The following is a 21,858-nucleotide window of genomic DNA, read 5'->3' on the forward strand; positions in this document are numbered from 1 at the left end:
CTCTACTTGTCTCTGTTGAAAACCGCGATAGGATCAATTGTCTTAGACTGACAACCAGATGGCAACCAGTTTATGGATGAGGGTCAATCACCGCATCTGATTTCAGCCTAAGCGATCGAGCCGGGTTTGCAGAATCTCGGCTTGCTTCTCAGCTTCTGCCAAAGCGTCTCGCGCCGTTTGCACCACGTCAGCAGGGGCTTTATCGACAAACTTGGCGTTGCTCAACCGTCCTGAAAGCGATTGAATTTCAGCTTCTACTTTTTTCAGATCTTTCTCGGTTTTTGCCTTGAGCGCCACCAAATCGATTAATCCTGCAAGCGGAATTGCAACTCGCACTGTTCCGACTACGCCGACGATCGTTTGGGCTGAGTCTTCGATCACGCTGGGCGGCACGTCGAAAACTGGCTCCAAATCATCAGGACGTGACCCGACTACTTCGGTTTTGAATTGCTCAATTTGGTCAAATAGCTGCTGGCGATCGTCAACCTTCCAGAGTTTTTGCTGAGTAAACCGAGTGGTGTAGCCAATGCCAACAAGTTCTAAAAACGTAGGCAGTAGAGGAATTTCGTGAACGGCTCCTAAAACACCCGCACAAGCTTTGAGAACAATCAGCGTCAAGAGAATGAAGCCGATCGTCAGCAAAACGCGCTGATGCTTGGATAGGAAGGTGGCGATCGAGCTGAGAAGATCAGCTTCAGAAAGATTTTCTGCACTTTCTAGGATTGACTGGGTTTGAGGGTGATTAATCCTCAGCGTTTTCACCTTCGCTAAATCTTGAATGTAAGGCTGACCTGACTTGAGAATGTGTTCTTCCTGCTCACTTTCGGTTTGCAAGATTGCCTGAATTTTGACTCCAGGCTTGATGTCTGCTTCGGCTCGAAGATTCCGAATCGTGCGAATCGTACCGATCAGAAGTTCAAACTGCTGCTCTAGGTCAGGGTTGATCAGCGTCGAGTCAGGCACCGGGTAAGTTTGAAGCGCCAAGGTTTTGCCTGAGTTTTCGTCATTTTGCGTGACGGTATGCCAAATCTCTTCGGTGATATGAGGCATAAAGGGGTGAAGTAGCTTCAGAGTCTCTTCTAGAACATAAGCCAGGGTTTGTTGAGCCACCTGACGAGAAGCTGTGTCGTTGCCCTGCAAGCGGGGTTTGACCAGTTCGATATACCAGTCGCAAAAATCGCCCCAGATGAACTCATATAACAATTTGGCAGATTCGCCCAAACCGTAATGATCGACCTGATCGCGAATTTGCTGAGTGACTTGATGGAATCGGGAAAGAATCCAGCGATCGCTCAGTTCCAACTTGCTTTTATCTGGAAATCCCAACTGTTCGGGTGTTTTGCCATCCAGATTCATCAACACAAATCGAGAAGCATTCCACAGCTTGTTGGTGAAGTTGCGAGAGGCTTCGACCGAAACAGATTCATCCGTCTTGCGGTTATATTCCAATCGAATATCTTGCCCTGCCCCAGTCACCTCCCGCACCAGGGTATAGCGCAGTGCATCGGTGCCATATTTGTCAATCAGAATTAGCGGATCGATGCCGTTATTAGAAGACTTGGACATCTTCTTATTATTTTCGTCACGTACCAAACCGTGAATATAGACGGTTTTGAAGGGCATTTCCCCGGTGAAGTGTTTTGCCATCATCGTCATGCGGGCAACCCAGAAGAAGATGATGTCAAAGCCCGTCACCAGCGTCGCAGTCGGGTAGTAGCGCTTAAAGTCAGGAGTTTTGTCAGGCCAGCCCAGCGTTGAGAAGGGCCATAAACCAGCAGAAAACCAAGTGTCGAGCACGTCAGGATCTTGCTCTAGCTGAACATTTTCGCCAAACAGCGCGATCGCTTTTTCTCTCGCCTCTGCTTCACTTCGCGCCACCATAAACGGAGTTGTATCGGTGAGCACGCCCCCGGTTTCGCTCACCGCATACCAGGCAGGAATTTGATGCCCCCACCATAGCTGACGCGAGATGCACCAGTCTTTTAAATTCACTAGCCAATCTCGGTAGACTTTTCCCCACCGATCGGGCACAAAGTCTGGCGAGTGTTTTTGATCGAGGTCAGCGAGAGCGGGTTCAGACAAGGGTTTGATTTTGACGAACCATTGTGTGGAGAGCAGAGGCTCGATCGGAACTCTGCCGCGATCGCTGTAAGGAACCGTGTGCTTATAGTCTTCGATTTCGCCCAGCAATCCTTCTTCTTCAAGCCGCTTGATTACGTTCTTACGCGCCACAAAGCGGTCTTGCCCCTGAAATTCGCCGCCGTTTTCGTTGATAGTGCCGTCTTTATTGAGAATGTTGATGAATTTTAGATTATTCCGCTTGCCCATCTCAAAATCGTTGAGGTCGTGAGCGGGAGTTACCTTGACGCAGCCCGTACCAAAAGCCGGATCGACAAATTCGTCACCGATGATCGGAATTTCTCGCTCCATCAGAGGCAGCAGAACTGTTTGACCGATCAGATGTTTGTAGCGATCGTCCTTCGGATTCACCGCAACAGCCGTGTCTCCCAGCATTGTCTCCGGTCGAGTAGTTGCGACTTCGACATAGCCATCACTCTGCACCAGTGGATATCGAAAATGCCACAAATGCCCGTTGACTTCCTGATTCTCAACTTCTAAGTCAGAAACCGCAGATTGACTGGCAGGGCACCAGTTCACCAGGTAGTTGCCCCGATAGATCAGGTTCTCATCGTAGAGCTTGATGAAGGCTTCTAGCACGGCTTTTGACAGCCCTTCATCCATCGTGAAGCGCTCTCTTGACCAGTCTACCGAAACGCCTAATCGTCGGAGTTGATTGACGATCGTCCCGCCTGATTCGGCTTTCCATTTCCAGGCGCGATCGAGGAATGCTTCACGCCCCAACTCCTGCCGAGTTTTGCCTTCTGCCTTCAACTGCTTTTCTAAAATCGTCTGCACCGCAATGCTGGCGTGATCGGTTCCAGGCAGCCAAAGCGTATTGTAACCACACATTCGGTGGTAGCGCACAAGTGCGTCAATCAACGCCGTTTCAAAGGCGTGTCCCATGTGTAGACTGCCCGTGACGTTAGGCGGCGGAATCACGACACAGTAAGGTTCACCGGGCGCGTTTGGGTCGGCTTTAAAGACCTGATTTTCTTCCCAAAACTTCTGCCACTTGGCTTCTGAGGCAGCGGAGTCATATTGGCTGGGCAGATTAGGGATCGTTGCAGTCATTGGAAGAACTTTGGGACTAGAGGGGGCGCTTATTTGTCAATGATAAACGTTCATATGCCCAGGGCATAAAGTGAATTGCTCAACGATAAAAATAGGTGCCTCCCGAAAGAAGCACCTTGTCAATGAGTCGTTGAATTTGAGACTCAAAAAGAACCAATTTAGTCAATAAAGCCCATCAAAGCAGGGGCATCATCAACATTGTTGGATGCGATCGGGCGTTGCCCAAACCCCATGTTGTCATTCATCAAGTCTGGGTCGCTTGCCATCACAGGTCTGCCATAAAGACCTTCGCCTTCGATCATTTTAATCTCGTCACAAAAGACCGGGCGGTTGTCTACCATTTCAAAGATGCGGAGGTGACTGGCCATGATCGGGCGATTAGTCAGCAAGGTGCCCACAATGTCTAGATGACTCGCTCCGATCGGGCGAATCCCTCCATCTTGAATCGTTCCGGCGATCTCGATGTCGCTGGACATGATGGGGCGGTTCCAAACCGAGAGACTAGGCTGATTGTGGAGTTGAATCGCTCCATTTTGCTCGGCTTCAGGGGTCACGTCAATAACGTCGGCGCTCATGGTTTCTTCCTTTGTGGAGTCAGTGATGTCTGGAGTAACTTCGTCGTTCGTTGTGCCGTTTGTAGCGACGGCGGGTTTGGAATTGGGTTTTGCACTCCGATCGCTGGCACCCCTTTGGCTATTTGTTTTATTTGTTCGGTTGACGACCATTGTTCTTTTTCAGTGACGTTAAAAGGGGAATTCCGAGGCGATCGAAGGGCAAATATCAAATTCAAATCTTAAGCAAACATTATAAGGTCAAAGCACCCCGCTAAATTCGATTGAATGTGCCAGAAGAACTTATGACTTTGATTTAGAGTTTTAATCACACAAAAAAGGGGACACGTATGGCATCCCCGATCGTCAAAACTACTTTCCAAATCTAGTACTGGATCAGCATTTAGGCGCTAACCGCAACTTTCTCCGGGGCGATCAATCTCTCATAGGTAGCTCGCATCTTCAGCCCAACCAGCACTTGAAATAAGCCAGTTCCATTGTTAGAGCCAGGATATTCACGGTGCTTGAGCAGTAGCTCAGTCAGTTCGCCAGTATATTTTGAGGAAGTTTTGCTCAAATGTTGCTCAATGTAGATGACTTCTTCGAGCTTGTCAAACTGACCATCGACTTCTAGAACCGAAACGCTATGACCATAGTAAGAATCAGGACCGTAATACATCTTGATTCCAGGATAGGAGCAGGTGAGCTTCCGTCCGCAAGGAGTCCAATGAATCTCGGAGCCTTCGTCAAACAGATAAGCAGCCTCAAAGCCCTCCACTTCATCTCGCTGAATCATCTGCACTCGCAGCACTTTCCGCTCCTGGTCATTCTTGATTAACTGCGTGGGCAGCACCTGAATGACCACATCTGCAAATCCTTTCTGAGGGTCAATATAGGCCTCAAAGTCAGGTTTACGAGCGTTAATCTGAGCCAACACATCTTCATAGGTGTGACCCCGTTCTGCCATGTCGCGCTGAATCTTCCAGGCGATTTTGACTTCATCGCTGATATCGAGATAGACGCTAAAGTCTAGCAAATTGCGAACCCGCTCATCATAGAGAGGATGCAACCCTTCGATCACGATGATATGGTTTGGCTCAATGACCTCGGCAGGGTCAAGTAGACCTGTCTCGTGATTGTAGATGGGCTTGTCAATCTTTTCCCCGTTTTTGAGCGCTTTAATTTGCTCATACATCAGGTCAAAATTATTGGCTCTAGGGTCTAGTGCCGTGATTCCGGTCTCTTTGCGCTGCTTGCGATCCAGACTGTGGTAGTCGTCTAGGCAGATAACGGTAACGAAATCTTCCCCAAACAGATCTGTCAATCGGCGCAGAAACGTGGATTTACCGCACCCGGAGTCTCCGGCAACACCGATTAAAACCACGCGGTCTGGCTTACTGATCATACGGTTTCCTCTAAAACAAAAAGTTTTCTACTAATTGGGTTCTTGAGTCAGCCAGAGCTGGGACGACTTTAACTTAAGCAAAAATCCAGCAATTTGATGACTGAATGCTGCCTATCTTAAGAGCCTGGTTTGGCTCAAAGCGTTGCAGTTAAGTATTTAGTACTACTTGCTAGGGCAGATCTTACCAAATCGTGATCCCCCTCACAAGCCTTAAGTAAATCTAAAATTTGCAAACTCTTCTAACTTTACGGGTAAGACGTGTATTTATGTCTATAGAGGGGCGAACTTAACTGGAATTTTATGATTTTAGCGATCGCCAAGTCTCCCTGAATCTGTAGAGTGAATAAGAGGAGCAACTTGCCGCCCACCAGTTTGGTAGAAAGGGCACCTTGCAGCACAATATTAAGTTGAGTTAGGTCGGAGATATTCAAAGCGATGTTCAATTCAAGCGCAACAGGTGCTGGCAACACACCCTCAGGTAGCCGCGTGTTTCGGTATGAAGTAGTCGGTCTGCGCCAGAGCCAAGAAAATGACCAGATGAGCTACCCCATTCGGCAAAGCGGCAGCACGTTTATCACGGTGCCCTACACTCAGATGAATGAGTTTATGCAGCGCATTACGCGTATGGGCGGCAAAATTGTCGGCATTCAGCCTTTAGAGGTTAATGGTGATTTTGCCGGAAAAGTTACCCTAGAACAGTCTGCAACCCAGGTTAAGCAGGAAACTGAAGCGCAAGGCACTCAAGCAGGAGAAAAGACTAAGCCTATGATTCAAGCAAAGGCTGCTGTCGCGACAGACATTCCCGTGAATATTTACCGACCCGCTAGTCCGTATGTTGGTAAATGTATTTCTAACGAGGAACTCGTCGCCGAAGGTGGAATCGGTACAGTTCGCCACCTGATGTTCGACATCTCTGGTGGAGACTTGCGTTATCTAGAAGGACAAAGCATCGGCATCATTCCTCCTGGCACTGACAAAAACGGCAAACCTGAAAAACTCAGGCTTTATTCGATCGCGTCAACTCGTCACGGCGATCGGGTTGATGACAAGACCGTTTCTCTCTGCGTTCGGCAGTTAGAGTATAAGCATCCTGAGACGGGCGAGATGGTCTATGGCGTTTGCTCAACCTATCTCTGCGGTCTAGAGCCGGGGGCAGACGTTAAGATCACAGGCCCGACGGGCAAAGAAATGCTGCTTCCGACTGACCCCGAAGCCAAAGTGATTATGATGGCAACTGGGACGGGGATTGCGCCAATGCGGGCATACCTGTGGCGGATGTTCAAAGATAACGAGAAAGCCGCCAACCCGGACTACCAGTTCAACGGCTTTGCTTGGCTGATCTTCGGCATCCCGATGACAGCAAACATTCTCTATAAAGAAGAGTTGGAGGAAATTCAACAGCAGTATCCTGATCACTTCCGTCTCACCAATGCGATTAGCCGTGAGCAGAAGAACAAGGATGGCGGCAGAATGTATATTCAAGACCGAGTGGCTGAACACGCGGCTGAACTGTGGCAAATGATGCAAGATGAGAAGACTCACACCTACATTTGTGGTCTTAAAGGCATGGAGGACGGCATTGATGCGGCTCTCTCGGCTGAGGCTTCAAAGGCGGGCGTTGAGTGGAAAGAGTTTCAACGCGCCATGAAGAAAGCGGGTCGCTGGCACGTGGAAACCTACTAATTGACTTGTATGGGTGGATTTCGATAGGTCTTAACGATCGAACAAGCCGGAGGAACTGATGAGGTTCTTCCGGCGTTTTGTCTGAGGGCGCTCAATCTTTTCTTGTGAATGCTGGCGCGATCGTAAGAAGCGGGAACAAGAGAGTTCTGGCTCCTTCTCCTAGGGAAGAAGGGTTGGGAATGAGGGCTGTCCGGATTCCTGCAAGAGGTCTACTCTTCGACTCGATAGCCCAACTCGGCAAGACGAGTGCGAGATTGTCGCCACTTGGGTTGCACTTTCACAAACAATTCTAGATAAACCTTGCCATCAATCAGTTTTTGCATCTGCTGACGAGCCGCCGTGCCGATCTCTTTGAGCATCGTTCCACCTTTGCCGATGATGATGCCTTTTTGAGACGGGCGCTCGACAAACACCGTCGCCCAAACGCGAGTAATCGTGTCTTCTTCTTGGACTCGCTCGATGCCGATCGCGACCGAATGCGGCACTTCTTCACGAGTCAGCAGCAAAATTTGCTCTCGAATCAACTCGCTCATAATGAAGCGTTCTGGCTGGTCGGTCACTAGATCAGGCGGATAGTAGTAAGGGCCCGGTTCTAGATTTTGAATCAAACTTTGCTGCAAAGATTCTAGCCCGTCTTCTGTGAGGGCAGAAAATTTAGCCACTGTCCAGTTGTGGTCTGTAGCGAGAGCGCGGTAGCTGTTGTCTAGAAATAGATCGTCTTCAGCCTGCTGATCGGCTTTGTTAAGTCCTAAAATGATCGGGATTTTAATCTCCTTGAGCAAATCGGCAATGTAGCGATCGCCCCCGCCTAAATCGACTGAACAATCCACCATAAACAGCAGCACATCGACCGAGTGAATGGCGATTTGAGCATTTTTGACCAAGACATTGCCCAATTCGTGATGCGGTTTGTGAATTCCGGGCGTATCGACAAAAATGATTTGTGCTTCTGGCGTAGTCAAAATTCCTCGCAGTCGATTGCGGGTGGTCTGCGCCACAGGAGACGTGATGGCAATCTTCTGCCCCACTAAATCATTCATTAAAGTGGACTTGCCTACATTGGGACGACCGATGATGCCCACAAAACCAGATTTGAACCCTGGTGGTGAAGCCGGAATCGTGTTAAAGCTTTCTTGCTCAAACGTTATGTCATTGTTTTTAGACATAGTTGAACCAATTGTGTTGTTTTGGATAGTGCTCAAAAAAACTGCCCCAGAAGTCGATAAAGTCAGACTGAAAATGAGTTGGTGGCGAGTAGCGACAAGTCTGCTGTACCACTGACAGCTTATTCAGTGTAGGAGATTATGGGCGAGACGAAGCGCATTGGTATTTTGACAAGCGGCGGAGATTGTGCGGGGCTGAACGCGGTGATTCGGGCAGTCGTGTTTCGGGCGATCGGCACCTATGGCTGGAAGGTTTTGGGCATCTCTAAAGCCACTCAAGGCTTAATGTCTCGCCCTCCAGAATTTGTGCCGCTTGATATTGAGAAAGTCGATCGGCTGCTCACTGCTGGGGGAACGGTCTTGGGAACCACCAATAAGGGCAATCCTTTTGCGTTTCCGATGGCAGATGGTCAACTCGTCGATCGCGCTCAAGAAATTATTGATGGCTATCACCTGCTGGGTTTAGACGCAATCATCGGCATCGGTGGCGATGGCAGTATGGCAATTTTGCGGCGATTGGCGCAGCAGGGCGGGCTAAATTTGGTGACGATTCCGAAAACGATCGACAACGATGTCGATATTACCGAATGTTCGATCGGCTTCGATACGGCGGTCAACACGGCGACTGAGGCGCTCGATCGCTTGCACTTCACGGCAGCCAGTCATTCTCGCGTCATGATCCTCGAAGTGATGGGACGAGATGCCGGACACATTGCGATCAGCGCCGGAATTGCAGGCGGAGCCGACGTGATTTTGATTCCTGAAATTCCTTATACGATCGCCAATATCTGCGGGAAACTGCGAGAACGCCAGGAACAAGGCAAAGACTACTCGCTGGTGATTGTGTCAGAAGCCGTGCGAACTGAAACCGGAGAATCGATCAGTTCGACCGATCCATCGGGGCAATTTCGCTATGGCGGCATTGGACAATATTTAGCCAACCAAATTGCAGTGTGCAGTGGCGCAGAAACTCGTGTAACCGTCCTGGGACACGTCCAGCGCGGGGGAACACCATCACCGCTCGATCGCTTGCTTGCCTCTGCCTTTGGAGTCGCAGCAGTGGATTTGATTGCCGAAGGACACTACGATCGCATGGTTGGGTGGCGAGATCGTCAGGTGATTAGCGTGCCGATCGCACAAGCGATCGCTCATTATTGCGTGGTAGATCCCAACAGCACACTGGCCAAAACGGCGCGTGGGTTGGGGATCTATTTGGGCGATTAATACTGCTTTTGGATAAAGATAGGGAGACGTGATGTATCGCGTCTCTACAGGAATTTCTATGACTTTGATTTTGACTAATGACGATGGAATTGATGCCCCCGGTATCCGAGCTTTGCTCAAGGCAGTGGATGGGGAAGGAATCATTGTGGCACCTCGCGATCATCATTCTGGTTGCGGTCATCAGGTGACGACGACAAAACCGATTCGGCTAGAGACGCGATCGCACCGTGAATTCTCGATCGCCGGAACTCCCGCTGACTGTGTGCGAATTGCCCTCAACCATCTCTGTTCCGATGTCAGTTTTGTGCTTTCTGGCATTAACGCAGGCGGCAATATGGGGGCAGATGTCTACATTTCTGGAACCGTCGCTGCCGTTAGAGAAGCTGCATTTCATCGAATTCCGGGTGTGGCAATTTCTCAATACAAGAAAGGAAAGCTGTCGATCGATTGGGATTTATCCGCCTTTTGGACGGCAAAAGTTTTGGCAGAGTTGCGCGATCGAACCCCCAAACCAGGGACTTTCTGGAATGTTAATCTACCTTATTTAGAAGTGGGAATTGAGCCAGCGATCATTTTTTGCAAACCTTGCACTCAGCCGCTTCCGTCTGATTTCCGGCTTGAAGACAATGACTTCTACTACTGTGGCGACTATGCTAAACGCAAGCGTGACGAAGGCTCGGATGTTGACGTTTGTTTGTCGGGCAGCATCGCGATCACAGAATTAGCGGTCTAGCGATCGTGAATTAAATATTGTCGGTTACTGGCAAGTTAATGGGCACGGCAGTGCCATGGCCGTACGTGGATTTTCGTTCTGATTTGATTTACAGTTTTTAGTAGCCTTCTTCTTCGTATTCGGGCTGTTTAACTTTCTCAGGGATTTTGAGTTCTTGAGGCGTATACGGTTCTTTGTCTTCGTCTTTCCAAGGATCTTCTTCCGGGTCGTCGAATTTGACTTCGGGTTCTCTCACCTCTTCAAACTCAGCCTCGGTGACATAATCCTCTTCGTCGTCATAGTCTTCGTCGTATTCTTCTTCGTAGTTATCTCGCTCGGTTGCCGCACTCCAGTTGTCTTCTTCTTCATTTTCGTAATAGAGTTCGGCACGACGCGGAGGCTCTTGACGCAGTGGCAATGGTTCTGGCTCCCAGTTGTCTTCGTTCCACGTTTCTTCGACAGGTTGCCGAACTTGGGTTTGAATCGGAGTCCGAACGCCGGAGGGAAGCTGATTTTCGGTGCGAATGGGAGCGAGATATTGCTCAGATTCGTCGCGCTCCCAAGGCGGTTTGCCGATGCCAAGCCGTTCTAAAATGCCGACACTAACCTGACTCATTCGCTCTTCGGCACCTTCGTAAACGATCAGCCGATCGGGTCCACTGCTGACAATTTCGTCAATGGGAAGTTCGTAAGTGCTGACAATTTGATCGGGGATCAGCGGTAGCCCGATCGAGGCAATGGTCAGCGTATCGACTTTGCCACTGTCAATATTCAGCCGGAAACCCCGGACTTTGCCGAGCAGTTCACCCGTCTCGGTAATCACTTCAGAGTTAATCAGGCTGCTATAGCCGTCGAGATCAACGTCTTCAATCGCGTTTTCGTCATCGACTAAAATCACATCGCCAATTTGCCGAATCTTGGACAGCATCATCGGTTGAGGGGTGCCATAGAAGAGATTTGGGCGGATGCTCAGGGCGACGACTTGTTGACGATCGACCTCGACCCACAGTTGGCTAACCACTCCCAGTCGTTTACCTGTGGTGCGAGTGATGACCTGTGTTCCCAGGAGATCGGAGCGTTGGCGAAATTCTTCTGTCATTGGGTCCCGAATCCTATTCGTGCAAATGCTGTCAACATCAAATCATATAGAGGCACTTTGGGGCAGCTTTATCCCCAGAACTTGGGTATATGCGCCTCGTGCCTGAGTCACGCCGATCGTTCGTTCAGCAGATTCAATCATCGGACGACGCAGGCTCACCACAATAAATTGCGCTTGTTGTGCCTGCTGTTTGATCATTCTAGCTAATCGCTCTACGTTTGCCCCGTCAAGAAACATGTCTACTTCATCAAATGCGTAAAACGGCGAGGGGCGATATCGCTGAAGGGCAAAGATGAAACTGAGCGCTGTTAAGGATTTTTCGCCTCCAGACATTGAGGCAAGTCGCTGGATGGGTTTACCTTTGGGGTGAGCCACCAGATTTAAGCCACCGTTAAAGGGATCTTGAGGATCTTCGAGTTGCAGATGCCCATCGCCGTCAGAAAGCGTGGCAAAGATCGCCTGAAAGTTAATGTCTACAGCATCGTATGCTTCTTTGAAGGCTCGTTGCCGTAGGGTAGTGAAGTTCTCGATTCGCAATAATAATTCGGTGCGCTCTTCTTGGAGGGTTTCTAGCTTCTCGGTGAGTTCTTCAAGTCGGGATTGGGTGCGATCGTATTCTTCTAACGCCAGCATATTCACAGGCTCCATTGCCTGAAGGCGTTTTTGCAGCGATCGTAGCTCGTGCTGAAGCTGAGACAAATCGGGCGCAGGGTCAGGAATCTCTGGCAACGGGTCGGGAAGCTCGGCTTGTTGGTCGGTGAGTTGCTCGTGCAGGGCGGCAACTTCAGTCCGACGAGTTCCCTGAGTTTCTTGAACTTTACCGCGCTGCCAGTCAAGCTGCTGCTGACGGGTTTGCAAGTCTCGCAGTTGACGATCGACGCGATCGCGCTGCTGACGTTCTGATCCCAGAGTTTTTTCTAATGCGGCTAAGGCGGCTTGCAACTCAGCGATATGTTGGCTGACTTCTAGTTGCTGGTTGCTGAGAGTAGACTGCTGCTGTAGCTGTCCGGTTTGCTGAGTGCGGTGTTCCTGAATTCGCGATTGCCCTTGCTGGATTTTTTCTTGGAGGCGTTGACGCTGATTGTCTAACTGGAGAAGTCGTTGTTCGACGGTGCGGAGGGCTAATTCTTTTTGATTGAGATCAGATTCGAGCGATCGGATTCTTAGTTGAATTTGCTGCCACTCACTGTGCGTTTGCGATTGCTCCAAATCCGCTAAGGTTTGCCGCAGTTGTTCTAGCTGAGTTTCTTGAGTGGGAATCTCGGTGTCTAGAACTTGTAAGCGAGTTTGAGCGATCGTCAGTTCTTGAGTGCTTTTCTGAAGCTGCTGACTGAGTTGGGATTGCTGAGTTTCTAAGCGCTGAATTTCGGTTTGAACCTGATCGGATTTGAGTTGAAGTTCTCGATGCTGCTGACGAGCTTCTGTAAGGTGCTGCATCGCTTTTTGGTGGGCGATCGTCGCCTTTTCTAGCGCATCCTCACATCGAAACAGAATCGCATCGATCACTTTAAGGCGTTCTTTCAATGTCGTAATTTCGGCTGACTCACCCGCGTCCACCGTGCCAAACCGAATCGGCGATCGACCCCCAGAACTACCGCCCGTCATGGCTCCGCTTTGCTCAAGCAATTCTCCATCAAGCGTCACGATTCGATATTGCCCGATATATCGTCGAGCGTCGCCCATTGCCTGAAAGACCACCGTGCTGCCAAACACATAAGAAAACACTTCCCAATAGCGATCGTCACACTCAATTAAATTAATCGCAAAGTCAACACAGCCCCCCATAGATCGCAACGTGCTGGCAGAGGGAGCTTTTCCGGCTCTGATTTTGTTGAGCGGCAGAAATGTGGCTCGTCCGGCGCGTTTTTGTTTGAGAATCTCAATCGCGGCAGCGGCGATCGCATCATCATCCACGACCAATTGACCTAATCGCCCGCCTGCCGCCGTTTCTAGTGCGACTTGATAGCGCGGTTCCACCCGTCCAAGTTGGGCGACGAGTCCGTGTACGCCTGACATTCCCATTTTGAGAATCACTTGCGTGGCGTGGGTGCCCTGAGCTTCTTGAATCGCCTGGGATTGGGCTTCTAGCTTGTCTAACGTGCGCTGTTTGTCTCGCTGCTCGTTTAATAGTCGCGTTTGCGTCTCTTTCTGAACTTGTGCCTCCTGCTCGGCAGCAGACACCGCCTGCGCGATCGACTGAATTTGAGGGGTAGCTTGCTCTAGAGACGTGGCGAGTTGAGTTTGTTCGGCTTGTTTTTCGGTGAGTTGGTGTGTGAGGGTTTGCTGCGATCGCGTCTGTTCTTGAATTTGTCGCGCAAGCTGGCTGGCACGTTCTTGCAGTTGCGCTTGCTCGGTGCGTTTGGGTTCTAGACGGGTCAGTAGCGTGTCAATTTGGTGCCGCAGTTCAGTCTGCTCTTGCACCCAAGCCTCAGCGCTGGCGGCGGAAGCATTTGCGGCCTCGCGGCTCACCTCTAGCGTTTGTTTTGCGTCGTCTCGTTGCTGCCGCATGGTGGCGAGATCTCGCGTCTCTGCGGTCTGCTGCTCTTGGGTGAGTGATTCTAAAGTTTGGGTTTGCTCGTGAATCTCTTGCTGCGATCGTGCCAAATTCTCGGCTAAAGTCCGGCTGGCGGTTTGCAGATCTTGCTCTTGCCGCTGGAGTTGACGCAGCTCTGCCTCGCGAGTTGCCAGCGTCGATTGCAGGGCAATTTGCTCTTCTTCGCCTAAAGAACGGACATGGGCGTTGAGTTTTTCTAATTCTGCTGAGGTTTTCTCGACATCAATGGCGATCGCCGCAATCTGAGTCGTTAAATCAACGATTTCTGTCTCGCCAGTCTGAATTTGCGCTTGCAGTTGCTCGACACTTCGGGCAGCTTGCCGATAGCGAATCACGACTTCCCACTGCTCTTTGGCTTGCAGTTCGCCGCGAAGTTTTTGATATTTTTCAGCTTTGATGCGATCTTGTGCCAGACGATCGCGCTGATCGATCAATTCTTTTTCGACGATGTGATATTTGTCTTCTCGCTCTTTTACCGCGTCGAGCTTGTCTTTGGCTTGATTGATCTTGCGATCGAACGATGCCACACCAGCCATTTCATCAATGATTTCTCGCCGCTCTTTTGCGTTCATGGAGATGATCCGCGTTACGTCTCCCTGAAGCACAACGTTGTAACCTTCAGGATAAATTCGCAGACGATTGAGTTGCTCGTGTAAATCAGTCAGGGTGCAGGGTTCGCCGTTAATAAAATAGTTAGAGGTATAAGTGCCTTGCTGAGTGACTCTTAGTTTTCGGGTAACGCTCCATTCGGTGTTAGGAGTTTCACTTGCACCGTTACCGTTACCATTGCCGTTGGTGTGTCCATTTTGGTTGGATGCCAGTTCGACTTCCTCACCTTCGGGCTTGCCCAATGTATTAAGCAAATCAAGCTCGTCAGACAGGTCAAACGTGGTGGTAACGGCGGCTTCAACGGTCGATCGTCCGCGTGTGCTTTGGGTGTGATTTACCAAGTCAGGGAGCCGCTCTGCCCGCATTCCTTTAGAGCCTGCCAAACCCAAGCAAAACAGCAATGCGTCGAGCAGATTTGATTTGCCTGACCCGTTTGGGCCCGAAATCACAGTAAACCCCGGCAGCAACGGAATCGGAGTGGTGCCACCAAAAGATTTGAAGTTAGTCAGTTCGACGCGCTTGACGTACACAGGCTGTTCTGACCGAAAAATGAGTGTTTAGTGTAGCCCGAATAGGGCTTTGTGGCTGGAAATGAGCGAGTTTCCTATATTGATAGCACAGTTAGAACAAGCGTTCTATATATTTTTCGGTTTTTTGACGATTTTGAGCAATTGTACAGGCAAAAATCGATTTGGAAAGAAATGAGGGCGAGGCAATGCCATACGAGAGGAGGGCACAGCAATGCCGTGCCCATACGAAATCTAATGGGTCAGAATTTTATATTCGCGGGGCTGCCAGAAAATATGAAGAGGAGGGCAAAACCCACGATCGTCAACCCCACCGAAAATCCCAATAATTTCAATTGATTTTGCCACGCCCCAGACTGATTGGGGACACACCAGAGAATTAGCGTCCCGATCGCCATCAAGCTACCCAATATTGCCGCCGTTCCCCCGACCCAAGCTGCTGCAAACCAGACAAACAAACTAACCATCAAAAAGCCTGCTGGTAATGAGTCAGCGATCGCTCTGTTAAAAGTTTTGAAGATCTTGCGATCGCTGACACAACTGTCATTTAAACATCATAAATACGACATTCTGCGGCATCCGGGCTGTCGGCACAATAGCGATCGAGGCTAGACCGTTTGTCTGGACTTTGATCAGACATCTCGGCTTGCACTTCTTCCACCGCATCCCAAGCCGCTACACATTCACTCGACGCATCTCCCGTCGTCGCACAGGCAGTCCGAGCTTGCTCTGTTAACTCTTGAAGCTGGTTTTCAACATTTGTAGAAGGAACTTTTGTCTCTGGAGTCATCGGCTTATTTTCCTGACTAGGAGTGATCATTGGACTTTTGACTAAGTAGCTTTTGAATTAAGACTCTCAAAAGTCCTGAATTCAACTTAGCGCCCGTTAGCCTGATCGAACTTCCTCCCCAGACAGATCTCTGCCTATCGCTGATCCCGGCTTTTTCCATCGCAAAACTTAACACACAGGTAAATAAGAAGGCATCACCCCCTTTTGGTAGACTTGTAAACTGAGAGCGCTTTTCAAAGTGGCTCAATATCAGCAGTTGGAGGACTTACTTCGTGGAAAACACGCTGGGCTTAGAGATTATTGAAGTGGTTGAGCAGGCTGCGATCGCCTCCGCTCGCTGGATGGGAAAAGGGGATAAAAACATGGCTGACCACGTGGCAGTCGAAGCCATGCGGGAGCGGATGAATAAAATCTACATGCGGGGTCGCATCGTGATTGGAGAAGGAGAGCGAGATGACGCTCCGATGCTCTATATCGGCGAGGAAGTGGGGGTGTGTACTCAACCCGATGCCAAAACCTTCTGCAACCCCGATGAGTTAGTCGAGATTGATATCGCCGTTGACCCCTGCGAAGGCACCAACCTTTGCGCTTATGGTCAACCCGGCTCAATGGCAGTGCTGGCAATCTCCGAAAAAGGTGGATTGTTTGCCGCCCCCGATTTTTACATGAAGAAAATTGCGGCTCCTCCGGCTGCCAAAGGCAGAGTAGACATCAACAAGTCTGCCACTGAGAACTTGAAGATTTTGTCTGAGTGTTTAGATCGCTCGATCGAAGAACTCGTCATCGTCGTGATGAAGCGCGAACGCCACAACGGTCTGATCGCTGAAATCCGTGAAGCAGGTGCCAGAGTGCAGCTAATCAGCGATGGTGACGTGGGCGCTGCCATCTCTTGCGGCTTTGCAGGCACCAACATTCACGCGCTGATGGGCATCGGTGCGGCTCCTGAAGGAGTCATTTCTGCCGCCGCAATGCGCGCAATGGGTGGGCACTTCCAAGGACAACTGATCTATGATCCAGAAGTGGTGAAAACAGGTCTAATTGGTGAAAGCAGAGAAGCTAACATCGATCGTCTGAAAAGCATGGGCATCAACGACCCCGATAAAGTCTATGACGCAAGCGAATTGGCATCGGGTGACACCGTGCTATTTGCAGGATGCGGCATCACTCCTGGCAACCTGATGCAAGGGGTGCGCTTCTTTAAGGGCGGCGCAAGAACCCAGTCGCTGGTGATCTCCAACAAATCTCAGACGGCTCGATTTGTTGACACCGTTCACATGTCTGGACAGCCCAAAGTGGTGCAACTGCACTAATCGCTCGGTCGATCGGCGATAGGGAATAGTCCGCGAGGTGTTGGACTATTCCCTGTTTGCTCACCATTCTTGACCCGTTAATTTTCAAATTCATCGCGTTCAGCATCGTAATTTTAGAGTGAATTTAAAATGAACATTGCCGTTGTGGGGCTGAGTCATAAAACAGCTCCGGTTGAAGTTCGCGAAAAACTGAGTATTCCTGAACCCGTTTATGACAAGGCGATCGCAGAGTTGTGCAGCTATCCTCACTTAGAAGAGGTCGCAGTTCTCAGCACCTGCAACCGTCTAGAAATCTATATTGTCACTACCGAAACTGAGCAGGGCATTCGCGAAGTCATTCAGTTTCTTTCAGAACACAGCAAGCTGCCTGCGATCTATTTGCGTCAATATCTCTTCACGCTGCTGCACCAGGATGCAGTTATGCACTTGATGCGAGTCTCGTCAGGGTTAGACAGTCTGGTTTTGGGCGAAGGACAAATTTTAGCCCAGGTGAAACAGTGTCACAAACTAGGGCAGCAACACAACGGCGTAGGTCGGATTCTCAATCAACTCTTCAAGCAGGGAATCACCGCCGGGAAGCGCGTTCGCACCGAAACTAGCATCGGCACGGGAGCGGTTTCAATTAGCTCGGCAGCCGTCGAACTGGCGCAGATTAAAGCCCAAAATTTAGCGGCTTGTCGCGTGCTGATCCTCGGTGCGGGTAAGATGTCTCGGTTGCTGGTTCAGCATTTGTTGTCTAAAGGTGCCACTCACATTACGATTTTGAACCGCACGATCGAGCGCGCTAATGAGTTAGCCAAACTGTTTCCCGATGCGCCGCTGCATCTGGGTCTGATGGCGGAAATGCTGCCGACGATCGCTGACTCCGATATTATTTTCACTAGCACCTCGGCAACCGAACCGATTCTCGATCGCGCCAAGCTAGAGTCTGTGTTGCAGCCCAATCAACATTCAATGCTGTTTGACATCGCCGTTCCTCGCAACGTCGATGCGAACGTCAACGAGTTGCCCCACGTCCAAGCCTTTAACGTGGATGATTTGAAAGCCGTGGTCGCGCAAAACCAAGAAAGCCGCCGCCAGATGGCAATGGAAGCCGAATTGCTGCTCGACGAAGAGATCGACGGATTTGATCTGTGGCTACGATCGCTCGAAACTGTTTCCACGATCAGCAGCCTGCGAGACAAAGTAGAAACGATTCGTGTTCAAGAATTAGAAAAAGCGCTATCGAGATTGGGGAATGAGTTTGGCGATCGTCATAAAGAAGTGATCGAGGCGCTGACTCGCGGCATTGTCAACAAAATTTTGCACGATCCGATGGTGCAGTTGAGGGCACAGCAGGATATTGAAGCTCGTCGTCAAGCGATGCAGACATTAACGGTGTTGTTTAATCTAGAAACCCCCTCAAATCAGCAAGCGAGAGTGTAGAAAGAAAATAGACGTTTCTGAATGAATGTATGAATTGCCCTCATCCCCAACCCTTCTCCCCAGGGAGAAGGGAGCCAGAAGTCTTGTTCCCTCTCCTTCTGGGAGAGGGCTAGGGTGAGGGCGAATTTAGCATTTCATACCGTAATTCAGCAATGCCAGAAAATAGACGTAAAGCAAACAGCAAGCTGAAACCGATCGTTCGTATCTTATGACTGAAATTGTGTTTTTGATTGAAGATGATCCAGATGGTGGCTACACTGCTCGCGCCTTGGGAGCAGCGATTTTCACCGAAGCAGATGACGTTGCCACTTTACGAGAAGAAATTCGGGATGCTGTGCGGTGCCATTTTGCAGATGAGCAGAACCGCCCCAAACTGATCCGATTGCATTTTGTAAGAGATGAAGTTATCGCCTCATGAAACTGCCGCGTGATCTGTCTGGACAGGAACTCGCGAAGCTTCTTGCTAAATTTGGATATGTCGTCCAGCGTCAGAACGGGAGCCATATTCGGCTAACAACTCAGTCAGGTGGAGAGCATCAGATCACAGTTCCAGATCACGATGCCATCAAAGTTGGAACGCTCTCTGCCATTCTGAGAGAAGTAGCTGAACATACAAAATTGAGTCGAGATAATCTAGTACAAGAGTTGTTTGGCAAGTAATTACTCTCTTAACTCTGTGCGGTTGGTTTGCTACCTGACTTTTGATCCTTGCGTTTTGTATGTGGAATCAAGTCTCTAAATCATTCGTTCCCTTAGTAGGGCTGTGGTTCGGGTTTGATCTGCTGTCTCATTTGATTGCAGAAAGCTTTTGGTTTCAAGAAGTGGGTTATTTGCGGGTGTTTTGGCTGCGGCTGGGCACTCAAGCGGCAATCTGGACGATCGTCACCCTTGGTTCAGCCTGGTTTCTTCTCGGCAATCTTGTTCACGCCGATCGACTCAAGCCCCAACCTTCAAAAACTCAACATTCAAATTCTCCTAATGCTCTCTTCTGGCTGATTCCCCTCACGTTTGCCCTCAGTCTGCTGATTGGGGTTTTGCTGCTGCACTATGGGCAGACCGCCGCGAGTTTTTGGCAGCTTAACTGGGTGCTTCCTAATATTTCTCCAGTCTCACCGACTCAATTTGGCTTAGACACGATCGCGCAAATCCTCGCTCAACTCTTTGCGCCATTAGGACAAGGGTGGGTTGCCTCGCTGGAACTGATCGCCTTAGCTGGATTTGCGATCGCGCTGCTGATCTATCCACGATTTTTATTAACCGTGATCGCGATCGGTTTCAGCTTGGGATTAGGATTTATTCTGTCGCACCATTGGGGCAAGGTGCTGCAAGCCCTCCACGCCATCTCGTTTGATGGGATTGAGCCACTCTTTAATCGAAATGTGGGTGATTATGTATTCTTTTTGCCGATCGCAGAACTGCTGCAATATTGGCTGATCGGATTATTTATTTATGGATTTGTCGCCGTTTGTTTAATCTATCTACTGTCAGGCAACAGCTTGAGTGAAGGAACAGTTTCAGGCTTTTCGCCGCAACAACAGCGCCATTTATCAGGGCTAGGCGGATGTTTGATGCTGGCGATCGCCCTCAGCTATTGGGTCAGTCGCTATGAGTTGCTCTATTCAACTCGCGGCGTTGCTTATGGAGCTAGTTACACAGATGTTGCGGTGCAATTACCTGCCTATACTGCGTTGAGTTTTGCAGCAGTGGCGATCGCGCTCTACTTTTTCTACCGCGCTTGCTTCAACTCAAAGTTCAGAATCCAGAATTCAAAATTGTTCTACGGACTCGCGATTTATGGATTAGTGGCAACGATCGCGACTCCGCTGTTATCGATTTCAGTCCAACGCTTTGCCGTCCAGCCCAACGAGTTAGCGAAAGAACGACCCTATATTGAGCGCAGCATCGCCAAAACCAGAGAAGCCTTTAACCTCACCGAAATCGACGCTCAAACCTTCAATCCGCAAAACGATCTCACCTTAGAAGCGCTTCAGAAAAACGCTTTGACCATTCGCAATATTCGCCTGTGGGATACTCGCCCGTTGCTGCAAACTAACCGACAGCTTCAGCAGATTCGTCCCTATTACACTTTTTTTGATGCCGACATCGATCGCTATACGCTCCCCAGTGAGCAGTCAAAGCGCACAACTGAAGAACAGCAAGTCTTAATCGCCGCTCGCGAACTTGACTACAACAATGTTCCGCCAGAGGCTCAAACTTGGGTCAACGAGCATTTGACCTACACGCACGGCTATGGATTTACCCTCAGCCCAGTGAATCGAGTGGCACCCGGCGGTCTACCTGGTTATTTTGTGCGCGATATTGGCGTGGATGCTCCCAATCAAGGCAACGGCAACTTGCGGCTTTCGAGTCAGCAGATTCGAGCCAGCATTCCGATCGAGAATCCGCGCATTTACTACGGCGAAAGCGCTCACACCTATGTTATGACTGCGACCAAGGTGCAAGAGTTTGACTATCCGAGCGGCAATGAAAACGCTTACAACACTTACGATGGGCGAGGCGGCATTAAAATCGCGGCTCCTTGGCGGCGCTTGCTGTTTGCTAACTATCTCAGCGACTGGCAGATGCTTTTAACGAGCAATTTTACTGAACAAACAAAGCTGCTGTTCCGTCGCAACATTAACGAACGAATTCGCGCGATCGCCCCTTTTCTGCGCTATGACCAAGATCCTTATCTCGTCGTGGCAGACGTTAAAGAAAATCAAGGAGCCACTCCCAGCCGTCTTTACTGGATTGTCGATGCTTATACTACGAGCGATCGCTATCCCTATTCCGACCCCGGACAGTTTGGCTTTAACTATATTCGCAACTCCGTTAAAGTTGTGGTTGATGCTTACAACGGTTCAGTAGACTTCTATGTGTCGGATGCTCAAGATCCGATGATTCAAAGTTGGGCAGCAATTTTTCCAAACTTGTTGAAACCGATCGCCACATTACCGCCTGCGTTGCTCAGTCATCTTCGCTATCCGATCGATCTCTTTAACAGTCAGGCTGAACGGTTGATTACCTATCACATGACTGATCCGCAAGTTTTCTATAATCGTGAAGATCAATGGCAAGTTCCGAATGAGATTTATGGCAACAAAACGCAGCCCGTTGAACCCTATTATTTGATTACCAAACTCCCAACTGCTGCCAGTGAAGAATTTATTTTGTTGTTGCCCTACACGCCCAATCAACGCACAAATCTGATCGCCTGGTTAGCGGCTCGATCGGACGGTGAAAACTACGGCAAACTGTTGCTATACACGTTTCCTAAACAAGAACTGGTCTTTGGCACTGAGCAAATTGAGGCCCGAATCAATCAAGATCCGGTGATCTCCCAGCAAATTTCTCTTTGGAACCGAGCCGGATCACGCGTCGTTCAAGGAAATTTGTTGGTGATTCCGATCGAGCGATCGCTGCTTTATGTCGAGCCGCTCTACCTCGAAGCGGAACAAAACAGTTTACCTACACTAGTACGCGTGATTGTTGCCTACGAAAATCAGATCGCGATGGCAGCAACCCTTGATGAAGCACTGCAAGCAATCTTTCAACCTACGCCTACGAAGACACCTGCGATCGTGCGTCCGGTTGAATAATCGGGTTAGGTAGTT

Annotated in this window: 18 protein-coding genes; 9 read left to right on the forward strand and 9 right to left on the reverse strand. The window is 49.7% G+C overall.

What is annotated here, in order from left to right; genetic code table 11:
• Positions 1-102: 102 nt before the first annotated feature.
• Entirely contained in the window at positions 103-3,192 is a 3,090-nt protein-coding gene (locus tag C7B65_RS12475; protein WP_073070492.1) for a valine--tRNA ligase, read from the reverse strand.
• Positions 3,193-3,350: 158 nt separating this feature from the next.
• A complete protein-coding gene (locus C7B65_RS12480; protein WP_143162029.1) occupies positions 3,351-3,767 on the reverse strand; it encodes a hypothetical protein in 417 nt (138 codons plus the stop codon).
• Between C7B65_RS12480 and C7B65_RS27795 the strand changes: the two genes are divergently transcribed.
• Entirely contained in the window at positions 3,766-3,933 is a 168-nt protein-coding gene (locus C7B65_RS27795) for a hypothetical protein (protein ID WP_181314387.1), read from the forward strand. The two genes, C7B65_RS12480 and C7B65_RS27795, sit on opposite strands and share 2 nt — an antisense overlap.
• A gap of 213 nt (positions 3,934-4,146) precedes the next feature.
• Here the strand turns inward: C7B65_RS27795 and C7B65_RS12485 are convergent, their stop codons facing one another.
• Together C7B65_RS12485 and C7B65_RS12490 are read right to left on the reverse strand one after the other, a co-directional pair.
• Positions 4,147-5,148, reverse strand: coding sequence for a phosphoribulokinase (locus C7B65_RS12485; RefSeq protein WP_073070490.1), 1,002 nt, complete (start codon positions 5,146-5,148; stop codon positions 4,147-4,149).
• 245 nt (positions 5,149-5,393) lie between these two features.
• Positions 5,394-5,579, reverse strand: a complete 186-nt coding sequence (locus C7B65_RS12490) for a hypothetical protein (protein ID WP_143162028.1) — start codon at positions 5,577-5,579, stop codon at positions 5,394-5,396.
• Between the two features lie 4 nt (positions 5,580-5,583).
• Here C7B65_RS12490 and petH point away from each other — a divergent pair, with 4 nt between their 5' ends.
• On the forward strand, positions 5,584-6,831 hold the full coding sequence (petH, locus tag C7B65_RS12495; RefSeq protein ID WP_073070488.1) for a bifunctional rod-capping linker CpcD/ferredoxin--NADP reductase PetH: 1,248 nt from the start codon (positions 5,584-5,586) through the stop codon (positions 6,829-6,831).
• Between the two features lie 209 nt (positions 6,832-7,040).
• Here petH and era read toward each other — a convergent pair whose 3' ends face one another.
• A complete protein-coding gene (era, locus tag C7B65_RS12500; RefSeq protein WP_073070487.1) occupies positions 7,041-7,997 on the reverse strand; it encodes a GTPase Era in 957 nt (318 codons plus the stop codon).
• Between the two features lie 138 nt (positions 7,998-8,135).
• On the opposite strand from era, the gene C7B65_RS12505 reads away from it, so the two are divergent.
• On the forward strand, positions 8,136-9,218 hold the full coding sequence (locus C7B65_RS12505) for an ATP-dependent 6-phosphofructokinase (RefSeq protein WP_073070486.1): 1,083 nt from the start codon (positions 8,136-8,138) through the stop codon (positions 9,216-9,218).
• A gap of 58 nt (positions 9,219-9,276) precedes the next feature.
• Positions 9,277-9,951 (forward strand): 5'/3'-nucleotidase SurE, encoded by a 675-nt coding sequence (surE, locus tag C7B65_RS12510; RefSeq protein ID WP_073070485.1) that lies wholly within the window; start codon positions 9,277-9,279, stop codon positions 9,949-9,951.
• Positions 9,952-10,048: 97 nt separating this feature from the next.
• Here the strand turns inward: surE and C7B65_RS12515 are convergent, their stop codons facing one another.
• The 4 genes from C7B65_RS12515 to C7B65_RS12530 form a co-directional block, all read right to left on the reverse strand.
• Positions 10,049-11,029, reverse strand: a complete 981-nt coding sequence (locus C7B65_RS12515) for a PRC-barrel domain-containing protein (RefSeq protein WP_073070484.1) — start codon at positions 11,027-11,029, stop codon at positions 10,049-10,051.
• Between the two features lie 42 nt (positions 11,030-11,071).
• Positions 11,072-14,722 carry a chromosome segregation protein SMC gene (smc, locus tag C7B65_RS12520; protein WP_106254002.1) on the reverse strand — a complete coding sequence of 1,217 codons (3,651 nt, stop codon included), beginning with the start codon at positions 14,720-14,722 and terminating at the stop codon, positions 11,072-11,074.
• 239 nt (positions 14,723-14,961) lie between these two features.
• Positions 14,962-15,186 (reverse strand): hypothetical protein, encoded by a 225-nt coding sequence (locus C7B65_RS12525; RefSeq protein WP_073070482.1) that lies wholly within the window; start codon positions 15,184-15,186, stop codon positions 14,962-14,964.
• Positions 15,187-15,266: 80 nt separating this feature from the next.
• Positions 15,267-15,539, reverse strand: coding sequence for a Calvin cycle protein CP12 (locus tag C7B65_RS12530; protein WP_244913201.1), 273 nt, complete (start codon positions 15,537-15,539; stop codon positions 15,267-15,269).
• Positions 15,540-15,781: 242 nt separating this feature from the next.
• Here C7B65_RS12530 and glpX point away from each other — a divergent pair, with 242 nt between their 5' ends.
• From glpX to C7B65_RS12555, 5 genes are all read left to right on the forward strand, one after another.
• Complete coding sequence (gene glpX, locus C7B65_RS12535) at positions 15,782-16,819, forward strand: class II fructose-bisphosphatase (protein ID WP_073070481.1); 1,038 nt, start codon at positions 15,782-15,784, stop codon at positions 16,817-16,819.
• A 129-nt stretch (positions 16,820-16,948) separates the two neighbouring features.
• A complete protein-coding gene (locus C7B65_RS12540) occupies positions 16,949-18,244 on the forward strand; it encodes a glutamyl-tRNA reductase (protein WP_073070480.1) in 1,296 nt (431 codons plus the stop codon).
• A gap of 208 nt (positions 18,245-18,452) precedes the next feature.
• Positions 18,453-18,662 (forward strand): 2-oxoisovalerate dehydrogenase, encoded by a 210-nt coding sequence (locus C7B65_RS12545; protein ID WP_073070479.1) that lies wholly within the window; start codon positions 18,453-18,455, stop codon positions 18,660-18,662.
• Entirely contained in the window at positions 18,659-18,904 is a 246-nt protein-coding gene (locus tag C7B65_RS12550) for a type II toxin-antitoxin system HicA family toxin (protein WP_073070478.1), read from the forward strand. Before C7B65_RS12545 ends, C7B65_RS12550 begins: the two co-directional genes overlap by 4 nt.
• Before the next feature lie 59 nt (positions 18,905-18,963).
• Entirely contained in the window at positions 18,964-21,843 is a 2,880-nt protein-coding gene (locus C7B65_RS12555; protein WP_073070477.1) for a UPF0182 family protein, read from the forward strand.
• Positions 21,844-21,858: the final 15 nt, after the last annotated feature.

It is taken from the genome of Phormidesmis priestleyi ULC007 (genome assembly GCF_003003695.1).
In the GTDB taxonomy this organism is placed as follows: Bacteria; Cyanobacteriota; Cyanobacteriia; order Leptolyngbyales; family Leptolyngbyaceae; genus Phormidesmis_A; species Phormidesmis_A priestleyi_A.

Excerpts from the sequence above, each read along its gene's own strand:
- C7B65_RS12480 (WP_143162029.1), bottom strand. The coding sequence starts at position 3,767 with ATGAGCGCCGACGTTATTGACGTGACCCCTGAAGCCGAGCAAAATGGA.
- petH (WP_073070488.1), top strand. The coding sequence starts at position 5,584 with ATGTTCAATTCAAGCGCAACAGGTGCTGGCAACACACCCTCAGGTAGC.
- surE (WP_073070485.1), top strand. The coding sequence starts at position 9,277 with ATGACTTTGATTTTGACTAATGACGATGGAATTGATGCCCCCGGTATC.
- C7B65_RS12515 (WP_073070484.1), bottom strand. The coding sequence starts at position 11,029 with ATGACAGAAGAATTTCGCCAACGCTCCGATCTCCTGGGAACACAGGTC.
- C7B65_RS12530 (WP_244913201.1), bottom strand. The coding sequence starts at position 15,539 with ATGATCACTCCTAGTCAGGAAAATAAGCCGATGACTCCAGAGACAAAA.
- C7B65_RS12525 (WP_073070482.1), bottom strand. The coding sequence starts at position 15,186 with ATGGTTAGTTTGTTTGTCTGGTTTGCAGCAGCTTGGGTCGGGGGAACG.
- C7B65_RS12555 (WP_073070477.1), top strand. The coding sequence starts at position 18,964 with ATGTGGAATCAAGTCTCTAAATCATTCGTTCCCTTAGTAGGGCTGTGG.
- C7B65_RS12540 (WP_073070480.1), top strand. The coding sequence starts at position 16,949 with ATGAACATTGCCGTTGTGGGGCTGAGTCATAAAACAGCTCCGGTTGAA.
- C7B65_RS12550 (WP_073070478.1), top strand. The coding sequence starts at position 18,659 with ATGAAACTGCCGCGTGATCTGTCTGGACAGGAACTCGCGAAGCTTCTT.
- era (WP_073070487.1), bottom strand. The coding sequence starts at position 7,997 with ATGTCTAAAAACAATGACATAACGTTTGAGCAAGAAAGCTTTAACACG.
- C7B65_RS12545 (WP_073070479.1), top strand. The coding sequence starts at position 18,453 with ATGACTGAAATTGTGTTTTTGATTGAAGATGATCCAGATGGTGGCTAC.
- C7B65_RS27795 (WP_181314387.1), top strand. The coding sequence starts at position 3,766 with ATGGTTTCTTCCTTTGTGGAGTCAGTGATGTCTGGAGTAACTTCGTCG.
- C7B65_RS12485 (WP_073070490.1), bottom strand. The coding sequence starts at position 5,148 with ATGATCAGTAAGCCAGACCGCGTGGTTTTAATCGGTGTTGCCGGAGAC.
- C7B65_RS12505 (WP_073070486.1), top strand. The coding sequence starts at position 8,136 with ATGGGCGAGACGAAGCGCATTGGTATTTTGACAAGCGGCGGAGATTGT.
- C7B65_RS12475 (WP_073070492.1), bottom strand. The coding sequence starts at position 3,192 with ATGACTGCAACGATCCCTAATCTGCCCAGCCAATATGACTCCGCTGCC.